This is a genomic window from Pseudomonas aeruginosa, assembly GCF_001457615.1.
GTDB classification, from domain to species: Bacteria; Pseudomonadota; Gammaproteobacteria; order Pseudomonadales; family Pseudomonadaceae; genus Pseudomonas; species Pseudomonas aeruginosa.
On sequence record NZ_LN831024.1, the window covers coordinates 3,068,074 to 3,087,285 of the forward strand.

15 protein-coding genes are annotated in these 19,212 nt (G+C 66.8%); 2 read left to right on the plus strand and 13 right to left on the minus strand.

Annotation, left to right across the window (positions count from 1 at the left end):
• Nucleotides 1–19: 19 nt before the first annotated feature.
• Nucleotides 20–376 carry a DUF6285 domain-containing protein gene (locus AT700_RS14000; RefSeq protein ID WP_003089151.1) on the minus strand — a complete coding sequence of 119 codons (357 nt, stop codon included), beginning with the start codon at nt 374–376 and terminating at the stop codon, nt 20–22.
• Nucleotides 373–1,386, minus strand: coding sequence for a phosphotransferase family protein (locus AT700_RS14005; protein WP_031667778.1), 1,014 nt, complete (start codon nt 1,384–1,386; stop codon nt 373–375). Before AT700_RS14005 ends, AT700_RS14000 begins: the two co-directional genes overlap by 4 nt.
• A 238-nt stretch (nt 1,387–1,624) precedes the next feature.
• Here AT700_RS14005 and AT700_RS14010 point away from each other — a divergent pair, with 238 nt between their 5' ends.
• Nucleotides 1,625–3,577, plus strand: coding sequence for a sigma-54-dependent Fis family transcriptional regulator (locus AT700_RS14010; RefSeq protein WP_016851647.1), 1,953 nt, complete (start codon nt 1,625–1,627; stop codon nt 3,575–3,577).
• A gap of 65 nt (nt 3,578–3,642) precedes the next feature.
• Here AT700_RS14010 and AT700_RS14015 read toward each other — a convergent pair whose 3' ends face one another.
• The 11 genes from AT700_RS14015 to AT700_RS14065 form a co-directional block, all read right to left on the minus strand.
• Nucleotides 3,643–4,125, minus strand: coding sequence for a transcriptional regulator (locus tag AT700_RS14015; RefSeq protein ID WP_223309047.1), 483 nt, complete (start codon nt 4,123–4,125; stop codon nt 3,643–3,645).
• A gap of 79 nt (nt 4,126–4,204) precedes the next feature.
• Entirely contained in the window at nt 4,205–6,508 is a 2,304-nt protein-coding gene (locus AT700_RS14020) for a PqiB family protein (protein WP_048521102.1), read from the minus strand.
• Complete coding sequence (locus AT700_RS14025) at nt 6,501–7,121, minus strand: paraquat-inducible protein A (RefSeq protein WP_003089139.1); 621 nt, start codon at nt 7,119–7,121, stop codon at nt 6,501–6,503. The genes AT700_RS14020 and AT700_RS14025 overlap by 8 nt, the downstream gene beginning before the upstream one ends.
• 648 nt (nt 7,122–7,769) lie before the next feature.
• Nucleotides 7,770–9,353 carry an aldehyde dehydrogenase (NADP(+)) gene (locus AT700_RS14030; RefSeq protein ID WP_016851648.1) on the minus strand — a complete coding sequence of 528 codons (1,584 nt, stop codon included), beginning with the start codon at nt 9,351–9,353 and terminating at the stop codon, nt 7,770–7,772.
• Nucleotides 9,354–9,480: 127 nt separating this feature from the next.
• Nucleotides 9,481–10,476: an AraD1 family protein gene (gene araD1 / locus AT700_RS14035; RefSeq protein ID WP_003111007.1), complete on the minus strand. Its 996-nt coding sequence runs from the start codon at nt 10,474–10,476 to the stop codon at nt 9,481–9,483.
• 27 nt (nt 10,477–10,503) lie between these two features.
• Entirely contained in the window at nt 10,504–11,679 is a 1,176-nt protein-coding gene (locus tag AT700_RS14040) for an L-lyxonate dehydratase (protein ID WP_003113703.1), read from the minus strand.
• 30 nt (nt 11,680–11,709) lie between these two features.
• The gene (locus tag AT700_RS14045; protein ID WP_016263497.1) at nt 11,710–13,032 is read right to left on the minus strand and encodes an MFS transporter; all 1,323 of its coding nucleotides are present in this window, start codon (nt 13,030–13,032) and stop codon (nt 11,710–11,712) included.
• Between the two features lie 185 nt (nt 13,033–13,217).
• Entirely contained in the window at nt 13,218–14,468 is a 1,251-nt protein-coding gene (locus AT700_RS14050) for an OprD family porin (RefSeq protein ID WP_048521103.1), read from the minus strand.
• Between the two features lie 172 nt (nt 14,469–14,640).
• Entirely contained in the window at nt 14,641–15,654 is a 1,014-nt protein-coding gene (locus AT700_RS14055) for a 4-hydroxythreonine-4-phosphate dehydrogenase PdxA (RefSeq protein ID WP_003123450.1), read from the minus strand.
• On the minus strand, nt 15,651–16,610 hold the full coding sequence (locus AT700_RS14060; protein ID WP_003113699.1) for an amidohydrolase family protein: 960 nt from the start codon (nt 16,608–16,610) through the stop codon (nt 15,651–15,653). Before AT700_RS14060 ends, AT700_RS14055 begins: the two co-directional genes overlap by 4 nt.
• A complete protein-coding gene (locus tag AT700_RS14065) occupies nt 16,603–17,928 on the minus strand; it encodes an MFS transporter (RefSeq protein WP_003117133.1) in 1,326 nt (441 codons plus the stop codon). The genes AT700_RS14060 and AT700_RS14065 overlap by 8 nt, the downstream gene beginning before the upstream one ends.
• A 266-nt stretch (nt 17,929–18,194) precedes the next feature.
• On the opposite strand from AT700_RS14065, the gene AT700_RS14070 reads away from it, so the two are divergent.
• Nucleotides 18,195–19,208, plus strand: a complete 1,014-nt coding sequence (locus tag AT700_RS14070) for a Bug family tripartite tricarboxylate transporter substrate binding protein (RefSeq protein WP_016263500.1) — start codon at nt 18,195–18,197, stop codon at nt 19,206–19,208.
• Nucleotides 19,209–19,212 lie beyond the last annotated feature (4 nt).

The following is a 19,212-nucleotide window of genomic DNA, read 5'->3' on the forward strand; positions in this document are numbered from 1 at the left end:
ATGAGATGGCTGACGCCGTTCAGGGCAAGGCCTTGGGATTGCTGATGGCCAATCGGGCGAGGGTGACCTGGCGCAATGTCTCGACCAGGGTTCTATGGTTTTGCGGGGCGTCATGGCTGCCCAGGCGAATGGCCCGTGCCAGTTGGCGGCGCAGGTCGGGCAAGGCTGCGGGCGCCTCGTCGACCAAGGCGGCCAGACGTGTCCGCTCCTGGTCCTCGGCCAGAGCCCCCAGGCGGCTTTCGCGGGCTGCGATGGCCATGGCATTGGCGATCATCAGGGCCGGGTAACGCAGCTCGCCGGGCAGCGCTGGCAGCAGTTGCTCCAGAAGCGTCGAGCGAGCGATGTCGAGCAGTTCATGGGCATCGGGCTGGGTCATGGCGCTTCGGCTCCGGTCATGTGCAGGATGTCGAGCTCAAGCTCCGGCAGCAGTCGTGCGGTCAGTGCCAGCTCAATGGACGGCTCTTCGCCGGACAGGTGGCGCTGGCCTTGCTGCAGGGCGATCACCGCCCAGCGCAGGGTGGCCATGACCTGCCAGTAGTGCAGTTGGCTGCGCTCGATACGCAGCGGAGACACCTCGTGGTAGCCCCCCAGGAAGTCCTCCAGTTGGCCGATACCGCCGGCCTCGAGGTCTGGGCGGGTGAAGCGCCAGCAGCGGGCGGTGAACCAGCCGAGGTCTTCGCACGGGTCGCCCCAGCCGGTGAACTCCCAGTCGAGTACGGCTTCGAGTCCCTGTTCGCTGGCCAGGTAGTTGCCGGTGCGGTAGTCACGGTGCAACAGACACAGGATGCTGTTGCGCGGTGCGTGCAGCTCGCACCAGCGCAGGCCCCACTCCAGCACCGGATAGGCATCGGCGAGGGTGTTGAGGTAGTGGCGATAGGCGTCGATGGTCGCCAAGGCCGGTGAGCGGGTTGGCATCGGCAGGAAATCCAGCGCGGCGCACGGCGGGCGAACCTGATGCAGGCGCGCCAGGTTGGCGCCAAGCTGCGCCGCCAGCTGCGCCCGGCCCTGGGTGCCGGCGCCAGCGCTGAGCAAGCGACCGGCGGCGACACCCGGCACGTACTCCATCAGGAAGAACACCCGCCCATGCACGCGCATATCGCGGCACAGCCACAGCGGGCGCGGTACTTTCACACCGGCCTGATGAACCACTTGCAGCACCGCGAACTCCTGTTCTCGGTCAAGGCTGGCGGGTAGCGCGGAAAGCGCATCGCTGCGCAGCACCCAACGCCGGGCGCCAGCCCAGGGGCCGCCTTCGATCAGCAGGTCCAGCAGCCAGTTTTCCTGGATGGCGCCGCCGCTCAGGCGCTGGCGTGCCTGGATGACCACCCGCTTCGCTGCGGCGTGCTCGCGGATGAACTCGACCAGTGGCTGGTCGTCCGGGGCCACGAATGTCTCGCCGTCCCGTACGGTCGTAGGAGGAGTGCTCATGGGGTTGTAGGGCCTGCCTGTAGTCATGTTGTCAGACAGCTTTAGCAACGCCTGGGCCAATTTTCGGGATATGCCTGTAACCCGCGCGCTCTCTGGCGCCAGGTTTTTCCATGGCGCTCGACGAAGCAATCCGGGTTTCACTTTTGCAACGAACTGATTCAGTATCGAAACAATTCAATTCTGAACAGGTCTCGACATGCGTCCTCCCCTTTCCCAGGTCGTCGTGCTGGTCAGTCACCTTCAACGACCTCGGCAGCGCAGTCGCCTCGCCAGCCTGGTGGCCGGCCTGGCGGCGGGCTACCCGGACGTCCATATCGAGGTGCTCGACACCTCGGTATCCGAAGCCCTGCAAACCGCCCGCGATCTCGAACAGCGCGGCAAGGCCGACGTGTTCGTCTGTGCTGGCGCCACTGCCGCCTACCTGCGTAGACACCTGGCACGTCCGGTTCTGACGATGCGCGTTGGCGGCGGAGACCTGTTGCGTGCGCTGGAGCAAGCCCGCGAACACTCCTCCCATGTCGCCCTGCTCAGCTACAACCGCATCGACCGGGACCTGCAAGCCATGCGAACGCTGTTCACGGTGCAGGTTCACCAGGTCGCCTACACCACCCTGGAAGAGGCTCGCCAGGCTGTCCTGGAGGTAGCCCGGCTGGGTTGCCGCAGCATCATCGGTTCGTCGACGGTGGTGGAGCTGGCGGAACAGGCAGGCCTGCACGGCGTGCTGTCGCTGAGCGAAGACACTGCGCGCAAGGCGCTCGAGGAAGCCATGGGAGTCCTCGACAGCCAGCGCCTGGAGATCGCCAAGCGGCGGCATCTGGACGCGGTGCTGCAACACATTCCAAGCGGTGTGGCAGCGGTCGACAACCAGGGTGTGGTGCAATCGCTCAACCCTGCCCTTGCCCAGTTGCTGGAGTTGCCGGTCAGCTCGGCTCTGGGTCGACCGTTACAGCAGCTATGCCCGGAGCTTGACCTGCAACAGGCGCTAGAGGATGGCGGTGGCGAGGAAAACCGGGTGATCCGGCTGGGCTCGCACGCCGTGGTCAGCAATCTCCTGCCGATCCTGGAGAATGGCGAGCGTACCGGCCTGGTGCTCACCTGCCAGGACATCACCGCCGTGCAGCGCGCGGATCAACGCATCCGCTCCACTCGCCGTCCAGGTGCCTTCACCGCGCGTTACCGGCTCGAACAACTCAACGGCGCGAGCAAGGCCAACCGTGAGATGTTGCAACTGGCCAAGCGCTTTGCCGCCAGCCATTCGACCATCCTGATCACTGGCGAAAGCGGCACCGGCAAGGAACTGCTCGCCCAAGGGATCCATAACGAGAGCCCTCGCCGGCACGGGCCTTTCGTCGCCATCAACTGCGCGGCGTTTCCCGAGTCGCTACTGGAAAGCGAACTGTTCGGCTACGAGGAAGGCGCCTTCAGCGGTTCGCGCAAAGGCGGCAAGCCCGGCCTGTTCGAGGCGGCTCACCGTGGCACGCTGTTCCTCGACGAGATCGGCGACATGCCTGTGTCGCTGCAGACTCGCCTCCTTCGTGTATTGCAGGAGCGAGAGGTCTTGCGCCTGGGCGGCACCGAGCCGATCTCCATCGACGTGCGCATCATCGCCGCCACCCACAAGGACCTGGGGGCCGCCATGAAGGATCGCGAGTTTCGCACCGACCTGTATTACCGGCTGAATATCCTGCGCTTGCAGACCACTCCCCTGCGCGAGCGGCCCGAGGACATTCCTCTGATTTGCCAGGGAATCAGCCAGCGCCTGCTGGTCCAGGGCCAGCCACCGGGTGCCGCAGGCATAACGACGCTCCTGCTACCCTACCTCGTCCGCCATTCCTGGCCCGGAAACGTCAGGGAACTGGAGAATGTCATCGAACGGGCGATGCTCTCCGCCAGCGAAATCTTCCATGAGCACGGCGTGGATGAGCATTACCTGGCTCGCGTGCTGCCCGAGCTATTCGAAGGCCAGCCTCAGCCCAGGTCCCGGAAAGAGCCATCGCGCACAAAGGATTTGCACGCCATCGGCAAAACCGCGCAGTTGCGCTACATACAGGAGACGCTGGACAGCTGCCAGGGCAGCCTTGACGAGGCTGCGCGTCGGCTCGGGATCAGCCGGACCACGCTGTGGCGGCGGCTTCGCTCGGCACGCTGAGCAAAACGATGCGCCTGGGCGATGCGGAACTCGCCCAGGCATGGACGCGGCCGGTGCCGTGAAACTCAATTGATCAGCGGAACCTGCTTGCCGATCTGCAACGCCTCCAGCGCGTCCAGTTGCGCTTCGATCTGCAGGAAGCGCATGGCCCGCCGAGGTGACATCTTCTCGGCCACTTCCTGCACGTACCGGTGCAGCACGGCCAGCTGTTTCTCCTGCAATCCCCGATAGAGGTCGACCATCCTCGAAGCTTCCGCGTCGGTAATGCTGCCGGAACCATAGGCGCGGGCATATTCGAGCAGGAGCTGGAATGTCTCCTTGTGCAGGCTGTCCGTTTCGCCTCGGTAGCGTGAATAGATCGGCCAGAACGTCTCGGCTTCGGTACCGTCCAGCGCCATGTTTGCCTCGACCATCCGTTTGCGCTTGTAGTTGATGGTTTCCAGCTGGTTCCTGATCTTTTCCTTGTGCTCGTTCATCACCTGCTCGACCGATGGCAGGGGTTCGTCGGCATGAGCGGCAAGGGAAAGGGTCGCGACCAGGGTGGCCACGAAAAGCAAGCGCCTGGACATCGGCGTTCTCCTTCTGGGTTGATCGAATGGATTCATGCTGCCGCGGTGCGATGCGACATCAACGGGCCCCGCGCCTCAGGGCGATCCTGGGCGCCCACTCCAGCCATTCGTCATTGGCCGAATCGAACAGGGCGAAGGTCTGCCCCGGCTTGGCGGGCTCGCCCATCTGCGCATTGTTCGGGGTGGCGAAGGCAATGCCGCCCTCCATCAGCGCCTCCATCGACTCGGTGCGTAGCGACAGACCCTTGAACAGGCTGGCGTCGACGCCGAAGCCGCTGGCATTCCAGAAACGGCTGCCGGTACGCACCAGCGGTACGTAGCTCGGTTCGATGAGGATGCTGATCAGCACCCGGTCGGCCTGTTCGCCCAAGGCCAGGTCGACGACCTTGCCCACCGGGATCTGCCGGTAGGTCACCAGGTTGCCCGGCTTGATCGAGCCCTTGCGCGGCGCACTGAGGGTCAGCCGCAGGCCGTTTTCCCGACCCAGCAGGTTGGGCGCTTCGGCGAGAGTCTGGAAGCGTGCCTGGCGCTCGCTCGGCGTGCTCGACGGCAGCGCCTCGATGTAGGGGCCGCTGACCAGGGTTCCGAGGTTCTCGGTACGCAGCAGGCCGAGCGCCGGACGCACCACCCAGAAGCGGGTTCCGCTGCGGGCGACGCGCTCGCCGGCGGAAGTCAGGCGGGCCTTCATCAGTACCCCGGAGAGGTCCGGGTTCAGCTCGACGCTTTCGATCTTGCCGATGTCCAGGCCCTTGAAGCGGATCGGCGTGCCTTCGCGCAGGCCGTCGGCATTGTCGATGCTCAGCTGGATCTCCACGCCACGGGCCATCGCCGCCTCCTCGCTGTCGAAGAGGGTGAAGCGACGCACCTTGGTCACGGTCGGCGCCTTCGGATCGAGGGTGTCGAAGGAAATCCCGCCGGTGATCAGGGTCTGTAGCGACTCGCTCTTCACCTGCACGCCGCTGAGGTTGCCGGTCAGGGTGATCCCGCTGGAGTTCCAGAAGCGCGTCGAGGTATTCACCAGGTGCGCGTACTCCGGCTCGATGTGCACACCCACCACCACTCGCTGGCGGTCGCGCGACAGCTGGTAGCTCTGCACGCTGCCGACGCGGACCTGGCGGTAGAGGATCGGCGCGCCGATGTCGATCGAGCCGAGCTTGTCGCTGGTCAGCACCAGGTGCAGGCCGGGCGCGTCGGTGTTCAGCGGCGGCGCTTTCGGGCGGATGGTGAACTCGCGACTCGGCGCGCCGCTCTTGGCGAAGCGCACGTCGATGTAGTTACCTTTCACCAAGGCCTCGAGGCCGGTGATGCCGGCCAGGGAGATGCTTGGCTTGACGGTCCAGAATTCGGTGCCTTCCAGCAGCATGTCCTCGACCCGCGGATCCATCGCCAGGTCGGCAGTGGCGCTGCTGTAGTCCTTGCCCATGTCGATCGACTTGACCAGGCCGACCTGCACGCCGTTGAACATCACCGGGGTGCGGCCCGGATCGATACCACTGACGTCGTTCATCTTCAGCTTCACGCGCAGACCGGCCTGGGCCGCGTCGTAGTCGTCGTACAGGCGGAACGGCTTGCTCGGATCGGTCGGCGGGCTGTCGGTGCGGTTCTCCGGGGTGGAGAAGGCGATACCGCCGGCGACCAGGGTCAGCAGCGACTCGCTGTGCACCTTGAAGCCGGACAGGCCGCCGGAAATGGAGATGCCGCTGGCGTTCCAGAATCGCGTGTGCTTGCGCACCAGGTCGGCGTAGGCCGGCTCGATGTGCACCTTGATCTCGATGGTCCTCTGGTCATCGCCCAACTGGAAGCTCTTCACCTGGCCGACCTGGATCTGCCGGTAGAACACCGGGCTGCCCTGCTCCAGGGAGCCCAGGCGATCGGCCTTGAGGGTCAGGTGCAGGCCGGGCAGCCTGTCGGAAAGGGGGGGCGGCTGCTTCAGCGCGGTGAAGTTGCGTTCTTCCTTCTCGCCCTTCACCGGATCGACCGCGATGTAGACGCCGGAGACCAGGGTTTCCAGGCCGGTGACGCCAGCCAGGGAAACCCGCGGCTTGACCAGCCAGAAGCGAGTACCCTTGCTCAGGTACTGGCGCGCCTCCTTGTCCATTTCGATGGTGGCCACCACGCCCTTGATATCTTCGCTGACATCCAGCGCGACGACCTTGCCGACCGCGATGCCCTTGTACAGCACCTCGGTCTTCTTCGCCTGGATGCCATCGCTGCTCTCGAAGCGCACCTGGATCAGCACCCCTGCCTGGTCGTAGGCGCGCCAGCCCAGCCAGGCCCCGATAGCCAGGGCCACCAGCGGCAGCACCCAGATCGCCGACCAGTTCGAGGTCTTGTGTTTCTTCGGGCTTGGCAAATCACTCATTCTCGTCGTCCAGATTGGTGTTGTCCCAGATAAGCCGGGGGTCGAACGTCACGGCGGCGAGCATGGTGAGCACCACCACGCTGGCGAAGGCGGCGGCGCCGAGATTGGCCTCGATGCTCGCCAGGTTGCCGAAATTGACCAGCGCCACGAGGATGGCGATGACGAAGATATCGAGCATCGACCAGCGCCCGACCCATTCGATGAAGCGGTACATCATGATTCGCTGGCGGGCCGACATCGGCTGGTGCCGCTGCACCGAATAGAGCAGCAGGGCGATGCCGACCAGCTTGAAGGTGGGGACGACGATACTGGCGACGAACACCACCAGGGCGATGGGAAACATGTCGGCCTGGATCAGGGTCACGACCCCGCCCATGATGGTCGCCGGGGAGCCCTTGCCGAGCATGTTGACGGTCATGATCGGCAACAGGTTGGCGGGAACGTAGAGAATCATCGCCGAGATCAGCAACGCCCAGGTACGGGCAATGCTGTTCGGCCGCCGAGGATGCAGCTTCGCGCCGCAGCGACTGCAACGCGGATGCTCGTTCCCGTCGGCGCGATTCAACTGGTGGCACTCGCCGCAGACCAGAATGCCGGCATCGATCGCACGCATTGTCGTTCTCCAGGATCTCTGCCGGGACGGTGATGGTTTGTCGTCGTCCAGCGCGGCGGCCAACCTGTGCCTTGCCCGGCAGGGAATGGGCACGGGGAAACCACCTGTCGGGGGAAGCTGCCGTCGGAAGACGATTCTGTCCGGGGCGTTACAGCGATGGCATGGGTTCGGCCACTCACGCGCATCAGTTGTCCGCTCGGCTCGATCTGGCCAGGCTGGGCCGGACTCGCTATTCATGCCGCTTGGACGACGATCGAGCGCTGGGATCGCATGATGCTTATATAGTTCACATGAGTCAATATTGTCTCATGTGTTTTTCTCCATCGCGCTATACGGAGCCAAGCGGCGATCCTGCCAGGGAGGCATCATGGCATTCGCCACGGAAGGAAGGACCCCCGGAGAGATTGTGGCGCGCCTCCTGTCTCATGCCGATGCAAGTGGCGGTATCGGCCGAGAATCCCTCGACACCGAGAAGCGGCTTTTCCGCGTCCAGGCATGGGACGATAGGAGCACTCGGGCAGCCCTGGATCGATACTCGCTTTACAGGCAGGAACACCGGCGGGCCTCTTCCGGGGCTCCTCCAGTGTCCTGCTGCACACCTCTGAGGCTCCGATATCCTCCGAACCTCGTCTTTGCCCGGTTCCTCTTTCAGTCAATCGCCGCCCGCGTCCCAACCCCGTCCACCAACCGCGCAATCCCCAATGGGTTGCCATCCTTCAGCGCTTCCGGCAGCCACGCGTCCGGGTAGTTCTGGTAGCACACCGGGCGCAGGAAACGGTCGATGGCCAGGGTGCCCACCGAGGTGCCGCGGGCGTCCGAAGTGGCCGGGTACGGGCCGCCGTGGACCATCGCGTCGCAGACTTCCACGCCGGTCGGGTAGCCGTTGAGCAGCAGGCGTCCTGCCTTCTGTTCCAGGAGCGGTACCAGGTCGGCGAAGGACGCCAGGTCTTCCGCTTCGGCGATCAGGGTCGCGGTGAGCTGCCCGTGCAGCCCATGCAGCGCGCGCTTCAGTTCGGCGTGGTCGGCGACCTCGACGACCACGCTGGCCGGGCCGAAGACTTCTTCCTGCAGCAACTCGTCGCCCTCCAGCAGCAGGCTGACGTCCGCCTGGAACAGTTGCGGCCGGGCCTGGCGGCCCTCCTGCGGTTGCCCGGCGAGATGGCGGACGCGCGGGTGGGCGTGCAGCGCCGCCAGGCCTTTTTCATAGCTGGCCAGCGTGCCGGCGTTGAGCATGGTCTGCGCCGGCTGGTCGTCCATGCGGGCGGCGAAGCGTTCGAGGAACGCCGAGAATTGCGCAGAGCGGATGCCGATGACCAGCCCGGGATTGGTACAGAACTGGCCGCAGCCGAGCACCACCGAGGCACTCAGTTCGTCGGCCACGGCCTCGCCGCGCTTCTTCAGCGCCGCCGGCAGCAGCACCACCGGGTTGATGCTGCTCATCTCGGCGAACACCGGGATCGGCTGCGCCCGGGCGGCCGCCATGTCGCAGAGGGCGCGGCCGCCCTTCAGCGAACCGGTGAAGCCGACCGCCTGGATCGCGGGGTGGCGTACCAGCCGCTCCCCTACTCCGCCGCCGTAGATCATGTTGAACACGCCCGCCGGCATGCCGGTGCGCTCGGCCGCGCGGAGGATCGCCGCGGCGACCCGTTCGGCGGTGGCCATGTGTCCGCTGTGCGCCTTGAACACCACCGGGCAGCCGGCGGCCAGGGCCGCGGCGGTATCGCCGCCGGCGGTGGAGAACGCCAGGGGGAAGTTGCTCGCGCCGAACACCGCCACCGGGCCGAGGCCGATCCGGCACTGGCGCAGGTCGACGCGTGGCAGCGGCTTGCGTTCGGGCCGGGCGCGGTCGATGCGCGCGCCATGGAAGTCGCCGCGCCGCAGGACTTCGGCGAACAGGCGCAGCTGGCCGCTGGTGCGGCTGCGTTCGCCCTGGATGCGCGTGGCCGGTAGCGCGGTTTCACGGCAGACGATGGCGACGAAATCGTCGTCCAGCGCGTCGAGTTCGGCGGCGATGGTATCGAGGAATTCCGCGCGGCGGCTGGCCGGCAGTTGCCGGTAGTGCGGGTAGGCGCTGGCGGCGGCTTCGGCGGCGGCGTCCACTTCTTCCGGGGTGGCTTGCACGAAGCGGTACGGCAGCGCCTCACCGCTGGCGGCGTCGAGGCTTTGCAGGAAGAGCGTGCCGGCCGCGCTGCGGGCGCCGCCGATGAAGTTGTGTCCGAGGATGGCTGTCATGTCGACCTCATACAGGGGAAGCCCCGCCGGGGATGGCCGGCGGGGTTGGAGCCAAGGCTCCGCAGGAATGAAGGAAACCGTGCCGCGGGTCTCTCGTGAAGGTCTCGCCCATGCACGGCGGCGGAACTCAGAGCGCTACCACCCGCCCCGGCGTCAGTGCGGTCTCGACGGCGGCGATGCCATTGCGCAGCGGCGCGCCGAACTCGGCCATGGCGATCTCGAAGACATCCCCCGGAGCAGCCTTGATCCCGTCGGCGAAGGACAGCGTGGCGGTACCGAAGTAATGCACGTGGACGTCGCCCGGACGGAGGAACTGCGCGTACTTGAAATGGTGGTACTCGAGGTTCTCCAGGCTGTGGCACATGTTGTCCTCGCCGGAAAGGAACGCCTGCTGCCAGAGCACTTCGCCGTCGCGCAGGATCCGGCTCTCGCCCTGCAGGTGGCGCGGCAGTTCGCCGACCCGCAGCTCCGGCCCGTAGCAGCAGGCGCGTAGCTTGGAATGCGCCAGGTACAGGTAGTTGCGGCGCTCCATCAGGTGGTCGGAGAACTCGTTGCCCAGGGCGTAGCCGAGCCGGTAAGGCCGGCGGTCATCGCCGATCAGGTAGAGCCCGACCAGCTCCGGTTCCTCGCCGGCGTCCTCGGCGAAGGCCGGTAGCGGGAAGTCCGCGCCGGGGCGCACGACGATGCCGCCGTCGCCCTTGTAGAACCATTCGGGCTGCGCGCCGACCTGGCCCGCCGGTGGCTTGCCGCCCTCCAGGCCCCACCTGAAGATGCGCATGGTGTCGGTCAGCGCGGTCTCGTCGCCCTGGTTCTGCTGGTGCATGCGGTCGCGCGTCGCGGCGCTGCCCAGGTGGGTCAGGCCGGTGCCGCTGACCAGGCAATGGGCCGGGTCGTCATGATCCAGCGGCGGCAGCACCCTTCCCTCCTCCAGCAACCCGGCATAGTCCGGGCCTGGCTCGCTGCCTCGGCGCAGCACCTCGTCGTGCAGGCCGCTGCCCGCGCGAATCGCCGCCAGCCCCAGTTCGCGCGTGCTGCGCACGCCGCGCAGCACCTGTATCCCGGCGCCTTCGACGACGCCGACCCGGCGCTGCCCTGCCCGGTCCTCGAATTGAATCAGCCGCATCTCGGCTCCTCCTGTGGGCTCCGACTATCACTCGATGATGATGAAATCCTTGAGGTGCTCTTCGGATATCTCCAGGCCCAGGCCGGGCTTGTGGTCGTCCAGCTGGATATAGCCGTCGACCGGCTGCGGCTCGCCCTTGAACACGTAGTAGAACAGCTCGTTGCCGACCTCGACGTCGAACACCGGGAAGAACTCGGCCATCGGCGAGGCGGTGCTGGCCATGGTCAGGTGATAGTTGTGCAACTGTCCGGCGTGCGGGATCACCGGCACCGACCAGGCCTCGGCCATGGCGTTGATCTTGCGCGCGGCGGTGATCCCGCCGACGCGGTTGGTGTCGTACTGGATGACGTCCACCGCGCGGCGCTCCAGCAGGTCCTTGAAGCCGTGGCCGGTGAATTCGTGCTCGCCGCCGGAGATCGGCATGATCCCCATCTTCTTCAGCTCGACGTAGCCCTCGATGTCATCGGCGATCACCGGCTCCTCCAGCCAGCGCGGTTCGAACTCGGCGAGCTTCGGCAGCATCCGCCGGGCGTATTCCAGGGTCCAGCCCATGTAGCATTCGAGCATGATGTCGATGTCCGGCCCGGCCAGTTCGCGTAGCGCGCGGACCTGCTCGATGTTCCTGCGCATGCCCGTCGGGCCGTCCTTGGGGCCATAGCCGAAGCGCATCTTCAGCGCGGTGAAGCCCTGGTTCAGGTAGCCCTGGGCCTCTTCGAGGAAGGCGTCGAGGTTGTCGTTGGCGTAGAGCTTCGAGGCGTAGGTCCAGATCTTCTCCTTGGTGCGGCCGCCGAGCAGCTTGAACACCGGCTTGTTCACCGCCTTGCCCATGATGTCCCAGATCGCCAGGTCCACCGCCGAGATGGCTGCCATGCCGATGCCCTTGCGGCCCCAGGCGTGGGTGCGGCGATACATCTTCTGCCAGATGTACTCGTTGTCGAACGGGTCTTCGCCGATGCAGATCGGCGCCAGGTAGAGGTCGACGATTTCCTTCGCCACGCGCGGCGCCAGGGCGCAGTTGCCGATGCCGACGAGGCCGTCGTCGGTCTCGATCTCTACCACCAGCCAGCCGTGGAAGCGGAACGAACCCATGGCGTCTCCCTTCTCGAACAGGATGTCGCTGGCATTGGTGCAGAAGTGCGCCTGCGGCGGGACGACCTTGCCCTTCCATTCGAAGACGCGGGTACGGACGGATTTGATTTTCATGTCGCAGCTCCTATCGGTGCGTAGTGTGGGTCAGCCGGCCTGCCGCGCTCGCAGCGGGACGGACGACGATCCGGAAGTCTTCAGCCGGGCCAGCAGGCAGGCGCCGAGCAGGCCGACGGCGGCCAGGGCGAACATGCCGGCGCGCGGGTCGGCGAACTGGCTTTCCATGAGGGTCTTGAGGTTCGGCGCGACGAAGCCGCCGAGGTTGCCCAGGGAGTTGACCAGGGCGATGCCGCTGGCCGCGGCCGCACCGCTCAGGTAGCCGGTGGGAAGGGTCCAGAACAGCGGCTGCACCGAGACGAAGCCGGACGCGGCGAAGCAGAAGGCGATCACCGCCAGGCCCAGGTTGCCGGCCAGCGCCGAGGCGGCGATACCGGCTGCGGCCATGCCCAGCATGGCCACCGCGAGCTGGCGATGCTGGCCGCTGCGGTCGGCCTGGCGGGTCACCAGGCGCGTTACCACCAGGGCGCAGACCCAGGGAATCGCGGTGATCAGGCCGACGTTCAGGCCGACCTGGCCGTCGAGGAAGCTGGCGATGCGGGTCGGCAGGTAGAACACCACGCCGTACACGCTCATCTGGATGGTGAAGTAGACCAGGCAGAACTTCAGCACCTGGCCGCTGCGCAGGGCGCTGAGGAAGCCGTGCGGGCCGCGTGCCTGTTTGCGGGTGTCTTCTTCGGCCAGCTCGCCTTCCAGCGCCCGCTTCTGCTCGTCGCTCAGCCAGCCGGCATCGCGCGGGCGGTCGACCAGGTAGAAGTAGGCGGCAATGCCGACCAGCGAGGCCAGCAGGCCCTCGGTGACGAACAGCCACTGCCAGTTGGCCAGGCCGAAGATGCCGTGGAACTCCAGCAGCCAGCCGGACAGCGGACCGCCCAGCACCAGCGCCAGCGGCAGGCCGAAATAGAACAGGCCGAGCGCCTGGGCACGGCTGCGCTGCGGGAACCAGTAGGTGAGGTAGAGGATGATGCCGGGGAAGAAGCCCGCCTCGGCGACGCCCAGCAGGAAGCGCAGGACATAGAAAGTCATGGCGTCGTCGGCGAACATCATCGCCGCCGAGACCAGGCCCCAGGTGACCATGATCCTGCACAGCCAGACCCTGGCGCCGAGGCGGTGCAGCATCAGGTTGCTGGGTACCTCGAAGCAGGCATAGCCGATGAAGAAGATGCTCGCGCCGAACGCGAAGGCGGCATCGCCGAGGCCGGTGTCGGCTTGCAGGAAGGCCCGCGCGTAACCGACGTTGGCCCGGTCGATGAAAGCCAGTACATACATCAGGACCAGGAAAGGCAGGAGCCGCAGGCGGCTGGTGGCGATCGCCGAGGACAGCAGCCTGGCGTGGTCGTTCATGGCGCTCATGGAGGGCTTCCTTCTTGTTGTTGTTCGACGCGGAGGCGGCATGGCCGCTTGCGTTGGGCCGACTGTAGCCAGGCCGCTCCCGCGCGGATAATCACTTCTGCGCATTCATCGATAACCCCAGGCAATACCTTTTAACCAATCAGCCAATCGCCGGTTATCGGGCAGCAGCGAGAACGGCCCTGCGCTCAGAGCAGCGGCAGGGAATACGAGAGGATCAGGCGGTTCTCGTCGACATCGGCGGCATGGTTGGACCGCAGCATGGCGTTGCGCCAACGCAGGCCGAGGTTCTTCAGCGGGCCGCTCTGGATCACGTAGGCGACGTCCACGTCGCGTTCCCAGGCGCGGCCGTCGTCCATCGCCTTCGTCCGGGCATGGGCGCCGTTGGCGTAGCGGGCCATGGCGGTCAGCCCGGGAATGCCCAGGGCGACGAAGTCGTAGTCGTAGCGCAGTTGCCAGGAGCGCTCGCCGGCGCTGGTGAAGTTGCGCACCTGGATGTCGTTGACCAACGGCGTGCTGGTGCCGGCGATGTAGAGCATCCCGTCGTCGCCGTACATGCGCTGGTAGCCGGCGCCGAGGCTGTGGCCGCCGCGGGTCGCGCTGAAGAAACCGGTCAGCGCGCGATTCTCCAGTTCCCCGAGCTTCGCGGCACCTTCGTCGCGCGTGTCGAAGAGCCCGACGCTGACGCCCAGGCGCCAGCCGCCGAAGCTCTGCTTGTGGCTCAAGCTGTAGTAGTCCTGCCGGTAGATGTCTTGCAGTCGCGCCTGCCACAGCCCGACCTGGCTGCGCTCGGCATTGAAGCGGTACTCCGCGCCCAGGTAGTCGAAACGGTCGGAGAACGCCCCGCCGCGCCCATCCACCGAGAGGTCCTGGTGGTCGCTGGAGTTGCGCTGGCTGAGCGAACGCATCTGCCCGCCGTGCAGGGTCAGGCCGGCGATTTCCCTGGAGGTCAGCATGCCGCCCTGGAAGGTCTGTGGCAGCAGGCGGCCGTCGTTGCGCAGGAGGATTGGCAGTTCCGGCAGCAGTTCGCCGAGCTTCAGCTCGGTATTCGACAGCTTCAGCTTCGGCGCCACGCCCAGTCGCGCGTAGTCGTCCGCTGCGCGTCCGTCGGCGTGGCGTGGCAGCAGCCCGGAGCCAGCACGATCAGGGCTGCTGTCGAGCTTCAGGCCGAGCTGGCCGAGCAGCTCGACGCCGAGGCCCAGGGTGCCCTGGGTATAGCCGGACTTCGCCTGTAGGAGAAAGCCTTGGGCCCACTCCTCCTGTTTCGACTGCGCCGCGCCGGGCTGGCGGAAGTCGCGATTGAAATAGAGATTGCGCAGGCCGAGGCTGACGCTGGCGTCTTCGATAAAGCCCTCGGCGCCGGCGAGCGACGGCAGGCCGGCCAGCAGGACCGGAGCGAGCGAGGCGGATTTCAGCAGGTTCGGAGCGGAACGGGTCATTGTTGTTTTTCCTTTTCCCAGGCCGAAGCGAGCCGTGGAGCGCTGCGGCTCCAGGCGATGTGTCTCTCGTCGAAGGTGCGACGCCTCCTGCCCCGCCGCGACGGTACAGGGAGGCGCCAGGGAGCGCGTTACGAAGGGGCGGCGCTCTGGTTGTCGCGTCGCATGCAGGCGATCAGGCTTTGCGCCTGCCCATCCGGCAGGCGATCTCGAACGCCTGGCGGGTGGCGCCGACGTCGGCCCTTCCCTGCCCGGCGATATCGAAGGCGGTACCGTGGGCCGGCGTAGCGATGGGGATCGGCAGGCCGCCCTGGACGGTCACGCCGCGGGAGAAGCCCATCAGCTTGATCGCGATCTGCCCCTGGTCGTGGTACATGGTCACCACCGCGTCGAAGGCACGGGCGTCGCCCTGCACCTTGAGGAAAATGGTGTCGGCGGGATACGGGCCGTCGGCGGCGATCCCCTGTTCGCGCGCCTTCTGCACCGCCGGAGCGATGATGTCCAGCTCCTCGCGGCCGAAGCTGCCGTTGTCGCCGTTGTGCGGGTTCAGTCCGCAGACGCCGATGCGCGGCCGCGCCAGGCCGCTGCGGCGCAGCGCGTCGTCGATCAGGCGGATCGCCTCCCCTACCCGCTCCTGGCTGAGCAGGCCCGGCACCTCGGCCAGGGCTACGTGGGAGGTCACCCGCGAGGTCCAGAGGTCGTCGAGGACGTTGAACTCGCAGAACGGGCCGCCGAACCCCAGGCGCTCGGCGAACCAGTGCAACTCGTCGCTGTGGTCCATGCCGGCCATGTGCAGCGAGGTCTTGTTCAGCGGGCCGAAGAGGATCGCATCGGTCCTGCCGCTGCGGGTCAGTTCGAGGGCCAGCGCGAGGGTCTCCAGGCTGTAGCGGCCACCGACGGCGCTCGCTTCGCTGCGTGGGAACTCGTCCCCGCCCTGGCTGAGCCAGGGATGCAGCAGTGGCGTGGCGTCGGCGAAATCCAGGGTCTCCAGCGCGTCGATGCGCCGGTAGGGGAATTCGCAGCCGGCGATGCGCATGCCGCGACGCATTTCCGCTTCGTCGGCGATCAGCACGATGTGCGCCTTCTCGCGCACCTCGGTGTCGGCCAGCAGGCGGGCGATCAGTTCCGGGCCGATGCCGGCCGGATCGCCCAGGACCATGGCCAGTCGCGGTAGGGATGGAGCGTTCATGGGGAAGTCCTCGGGTCGGGCGACGCCTGCTGCAGGCGCACGGTGTCGGGTACGGTGCGGTAGATGCGCCGCGCGTTGCTATGGAAAAGCCGTTCCTGGTCGGCGTACGGCAGGTCGGCGACGATGCGTTTGAAACCGCCATAGATGTCGTCGAACGAGCCGCACAGGCTGTCCACCGGGAAGTTGCTGGCGAACATCGCCCGCTCGACGCCGAACAGGGCGATGCTTTCGCGGACGATCCAGGCGTTGTCCTCGACGCTCCAGCGCCGGCCGGCCTGGCCGATGCCGGAGATCTTCAACGCCACGTTGGGGCATTCGGCGAAGCGCGCCATGGCCCGTTGCCAGGCGGCCAGCCCCTCCTCGCTGCGATCGGACGGCAGGCCGGCGTGGTTGAGCACGATCAGCGTATCGGGGAAGTCGCGCGCCAGGCATGCGGCCTCGGCGAGGTTCCACCAGGGTGTCTGCAGGTCGAAGTGCAGGCCGTGCCGGGCCAGCTCGGCATAGCCGCGACGCCAGCGCTCGTCGCTCATCAGGCTGCGCAGCTCGCCGACCTGTTGCGGGCGTTGCGGACCGCCGGGCTTGTGGCGGACGCTGCGGACCCGTGCGAAGCCCGCCTGCGCCGCCAGCACCTCGGCGGCGTCCGGCGCGTCCAGCCAGGCCTGCGCCACCACCGCGTGGGGCGCGCCATGGCGTTCGGCGAGGTGATGCACGAAGCGGGTTTCGCCGAGCGGATCGCGCGGGTCCCACTCGGTTTCCACGTAGACCGTCTCGACCACCCGGTGTGCGCCGACGTCGCCGAAGTAGTCCGCCGGCAGGTAGCGGCGCTTGATCGCGCTGTAGTCGCCGTAGCGGAACGGAATCTTGGCGTCCTCCGCGAGCCAGGGGTGGTAGTTCGCCTGCGGGTCCCAGAAATGATGATGGGCGTCGACGATCGGCCCGTCGTACAGCTCAGCCATGCTTTGCCTCGGTCTTGTCCAGGGAAATCAGCAGGGTGCCGGCGATGAAGGCTGCCGAGCAGAGGGCGAAGAAGCCCAGCACCGCGGCATATCCGCCCAGGTGTTGCAGCAGCAGCCCGACCAGGATCGGCACGGCGATGCCGCCGAGGCTGCCGGCCATGTTCATCACCCCGCCGACCAGGCCGACCCGGGCCGGAGCGGCGAGCAAGGCCGGAAAGCTCCAGTACAGGCTGCCCCACATCAGGAAGAAGGCGGTCAGCGCCAGCAGGGTCACGGCGGCATAGGCATCTTCCAGGCTCGGCAACAGCAGGAAGGCGACCAGCGCCGCGAGGCCCGAGACCGTCAGCAGGCCCTTGGCCGCCAGGCCGCGGCGCACGCCCTTGCGGATCAGCAGGTCGCAGAGGAAGCCGCCGACCAGGGAACCGACGGCGCCGCAGAGGAAGATGACGAAGGTCGCGGCGCCGATACCCTTGATATCGAAACCGCGCGCCTGCGCCAGGTAGCTAGGACCCCAGGTCAGCAGGCCGAAGAACACCATGGCCCAACTGGCGCGGCCGAGGACGATACCGACCAGGGAGCGGCCGGCGATGCCCAGTCTTCCGCCGGCCTGGCAGTCCGCTTCGGCGAGCGGGGTGGTGCGGTCGGCGTTGATCCGGCCCAGCTCGGCGGCGTTGACCCCGGGATGCTCGGCCGGGTCGTCGCGCAGGTAGTGCCAGGCCAGCCAGGCCATGGCCAGGGTGGCGATGCCGGCGATGAAGAAGGCGCTGCGCCAGGAGCCGAGCACGGCGATCAGGTAGGCGATGACCAGTCCGCCGAGAGCGACGCCCAGCGGCCCTCCGCAGTCCATCAGCACGGCGCCGCGGCTGCGTTCGCTGGAGCCCAGCCACAGCGAGTTGAGCTTGCCGCCGGAGGGGAACAGCGGCGCTTCCGCCGCGCCCAGGGCGACCCGGGCGAACATCAGCGACAGGCCGCCGCTGGCGAAGGCCGCGAGGGTCTGGAAGGCTCCCCAGAGGCCGGTGGACCAGCCGATCACCCGGCGCGGGCCGTAGCGGTCGATCAGCCAGCCGCCGGGAATCTGCAACAGCGCGTAGGCCCAGAAGAAGCTGCTGAGGATCAGCCCCTGCATGCTCGGCGTGAGCTGGAATTCACCGGCGATGGTGGGCATGGCGATGGACAGCGAGACCCGGTCGACCAGGTTGATCACCGTCAGGGCGAAGACGATGGCGAAGATGCGCCAGCGGACGTTGCTGGGTTTTGCGGCAGTGGCCTTGTCCTGGGCAGGATCAGCCTGGAGCACGGCGGTCTGTGCCTGAGCCATGGGTCGTACCTCTTTTATTGTTGTTCTTGTGCTGCGGAACTGGGTTGGCAGGTCCGGCAGGCCCACTATCCGGCTTTCCATCGATAACCGTCTAATCAAAGCTGCTCATACGGCCATTTCCTACGGTTATCGCTCCAGGTATCCGACATCCGCTTCCACTCATAACCCCAGGCTATCGGTGTATGCCTTATTTTGAGTGGACGCTTATCGGTGCGCTTCGCACACTCCGCTCTACCCATAACAACAATGACAACCAGAGGTCCTCCATGCGTACCGCATATGCGCGCTCCGTCCCCTCCTTCCTGGCCGCTTGCGCCCTGCTCTGCTGCACCACCCTGCCCGCCCTGGCGGCTGCCTGGAAACCCGAAGAGAACCTGGAGATCGTCGTCGCCGGCGGTCCCGGTGGCGGCACCGACCAACTCGCCCGCCTGGTCCAGTCGGCGATCAGCCAGAACAAGCTGCTCGACGTCAACACCGTGGTGCTGAACAAGGGCGGCGGCAACGGCGCCGAAGCTTTCCTCGACCTGAAGCTGGCCAAGGGCAACGCGCACAAGCTGGTGATCGGCACCAACAATGTCTACCTGCTGCCGTTGGTGGCCCGGCTGGGCTACCAATGGACCGACCTGACGCCGGTGGCGGCGGTGGCCGAGGACGACTTCATCCTCTGGACCTACCAGGCGGCGCCGTGGGCGGACGCCGCGGCGTTCCTCGCCGATCTGAAGAAGGACGCGGCAGGCATGCGCTTCGGCGGCAGCCAGTCGAAGGACGTCGACCAGACTCTAAGCCTGCTGCTCGGCAAGCAGGTCGGCGGCAAGCTGACCTACATCCCCTTCAAGAGCGGCAGCGAGGCGTCCATCCAGTTGGCCGGCAGGCACATCGCCGCCAACCTCAACAACCCGGCGGAAAGCCTCAGCCAGTGGCGCGGCGGCCAGGTCCGGCCGCTCTGCGTGTTCAGCCACGAGCGCATGATCTACACCGCCAAGGTCGCTGCCGAGCAGTCCTGGGCGGACATCCCCACCTGCCACGAGCAGGGCCTGGGCATCGACCAGTACCGCTTCCCGCGCACCGTGTTCCTGCCCGGCGGAGTCAGCGACGAGCAGCGCGCCTTCTACGTCGAGTTGATGCGCAAGGTCAGCCAGACCGCCGAGTTCAGGGACTATGTCGAACGCTCGGCGCTGGCGCCGACCTTCCTCGCAGGCGAGGACCTGGTTAGCTACATCGAGAAGGACCGCCAGCGCGTCATCCCGCTGTTCCAGGAAGCCGGCTGGCTTCGCCAGTAACCCG

What these genes read in the sequence shown, in the direction of transcription:
- AT700_RS14000 (WP_003089151.1), bottom strand. Translation starts at nt 376, where the DNA reads ATGACCCAGCCCGATGCCCATGAACTGCTCGACATCGCTCGCTCGACG.
- AT700_RS14010 (WP_016851647.1), top strand. Translation starts at nt 1,625, where the DNA reads ATGCGTCCTCCCCTTTCCCAGGTCGTCGTGCTGGTCAGTCACCTTCAA.
- AT700_RS14020 (WP_048521102.1), bottom strand. Translation starts at nt 6,508, where the DNA reads ATGAGTGATTTGCCAAGCCCGAAGAAACACAAGACCTCGAACTGGTCG.
- AT700_RS14025 (WP_003089139.1), bottom strand. Translation starts at nt 7,121, where the DNA reads ATGCGTGCGATCGATGCCGGCATTCTGGTCTGCGGCGAGTGCCACCAG.
- AT700_RS14030 (WP_016851648.1), bottom strand. Translation starts at nt 9,353, where the DNA reads ATGACAGCCATCCTCGGACACAACTTCATCGGCGGCGCCCGCAGCGCG.
- araD1 (WP_003111007.1), bottom strand. Translation starts at nt 10,476, where the DNA reads ATGCGGCTGATTCAATTCGAGGACCGGGCAGGGCAGCGCCGGGTCGGC.
- AT700_RS14040 (WP_003113703.1), bottom strand. Translation starts at nt 11,679, where the DNA reads ATGAAAATCAAATCCGTCCGTACCCGCGTCTTCGAATGGAAGGGCAAG.
- AT700_RS14045 (WP_016263497.1), bottom strand. Translation starts at nt 13,032, where the DNA reads ATGAGCGCCATGAACGACCACGCCAGGCTGCTGTCCTCGGCGATCGCC.
- AT700_RS14050 (WP_048521103.1), bottom strand. Translation starts at nt 14,468, where the DNA reads ATGACCCGTTCCGCTCCGAACCTGCTGAAATCCGCCTCGCTCGCTCCG.
- AT700_RS14055 (WP_003123450.1), bottom strand. Translation starts at nt 15,654, where the DNA reads ATGAACGCTCCATCCCTACCGCGACTGGCCATGGTCCTGGGCGATCCG.
- AT700_RS14060 (WP_003113699.1), bottom strand. Translation starts at nt 16,610, where the DNA reads ATGGCTGAGCTGTACGACGGGCCGATCGTCGACGCCCATCATCATTTC.
- AT700_RS14065 (WP_003117133.1), bottom strand. Translation starts at nt 17,928, where the DNA reads ATGGCTCAGGCACAGACCGCCGTGCTCCAGGCTGATCCTGCCCAGGAC.
- AT700_RS14070 (WP_016263500.1), top strand. Translation starts at nt 18,195, where the DNA reads ATGCGTACCGCATATGCGCGCTCCGTCCCCTCCTTCCTGGCCGCTTGC.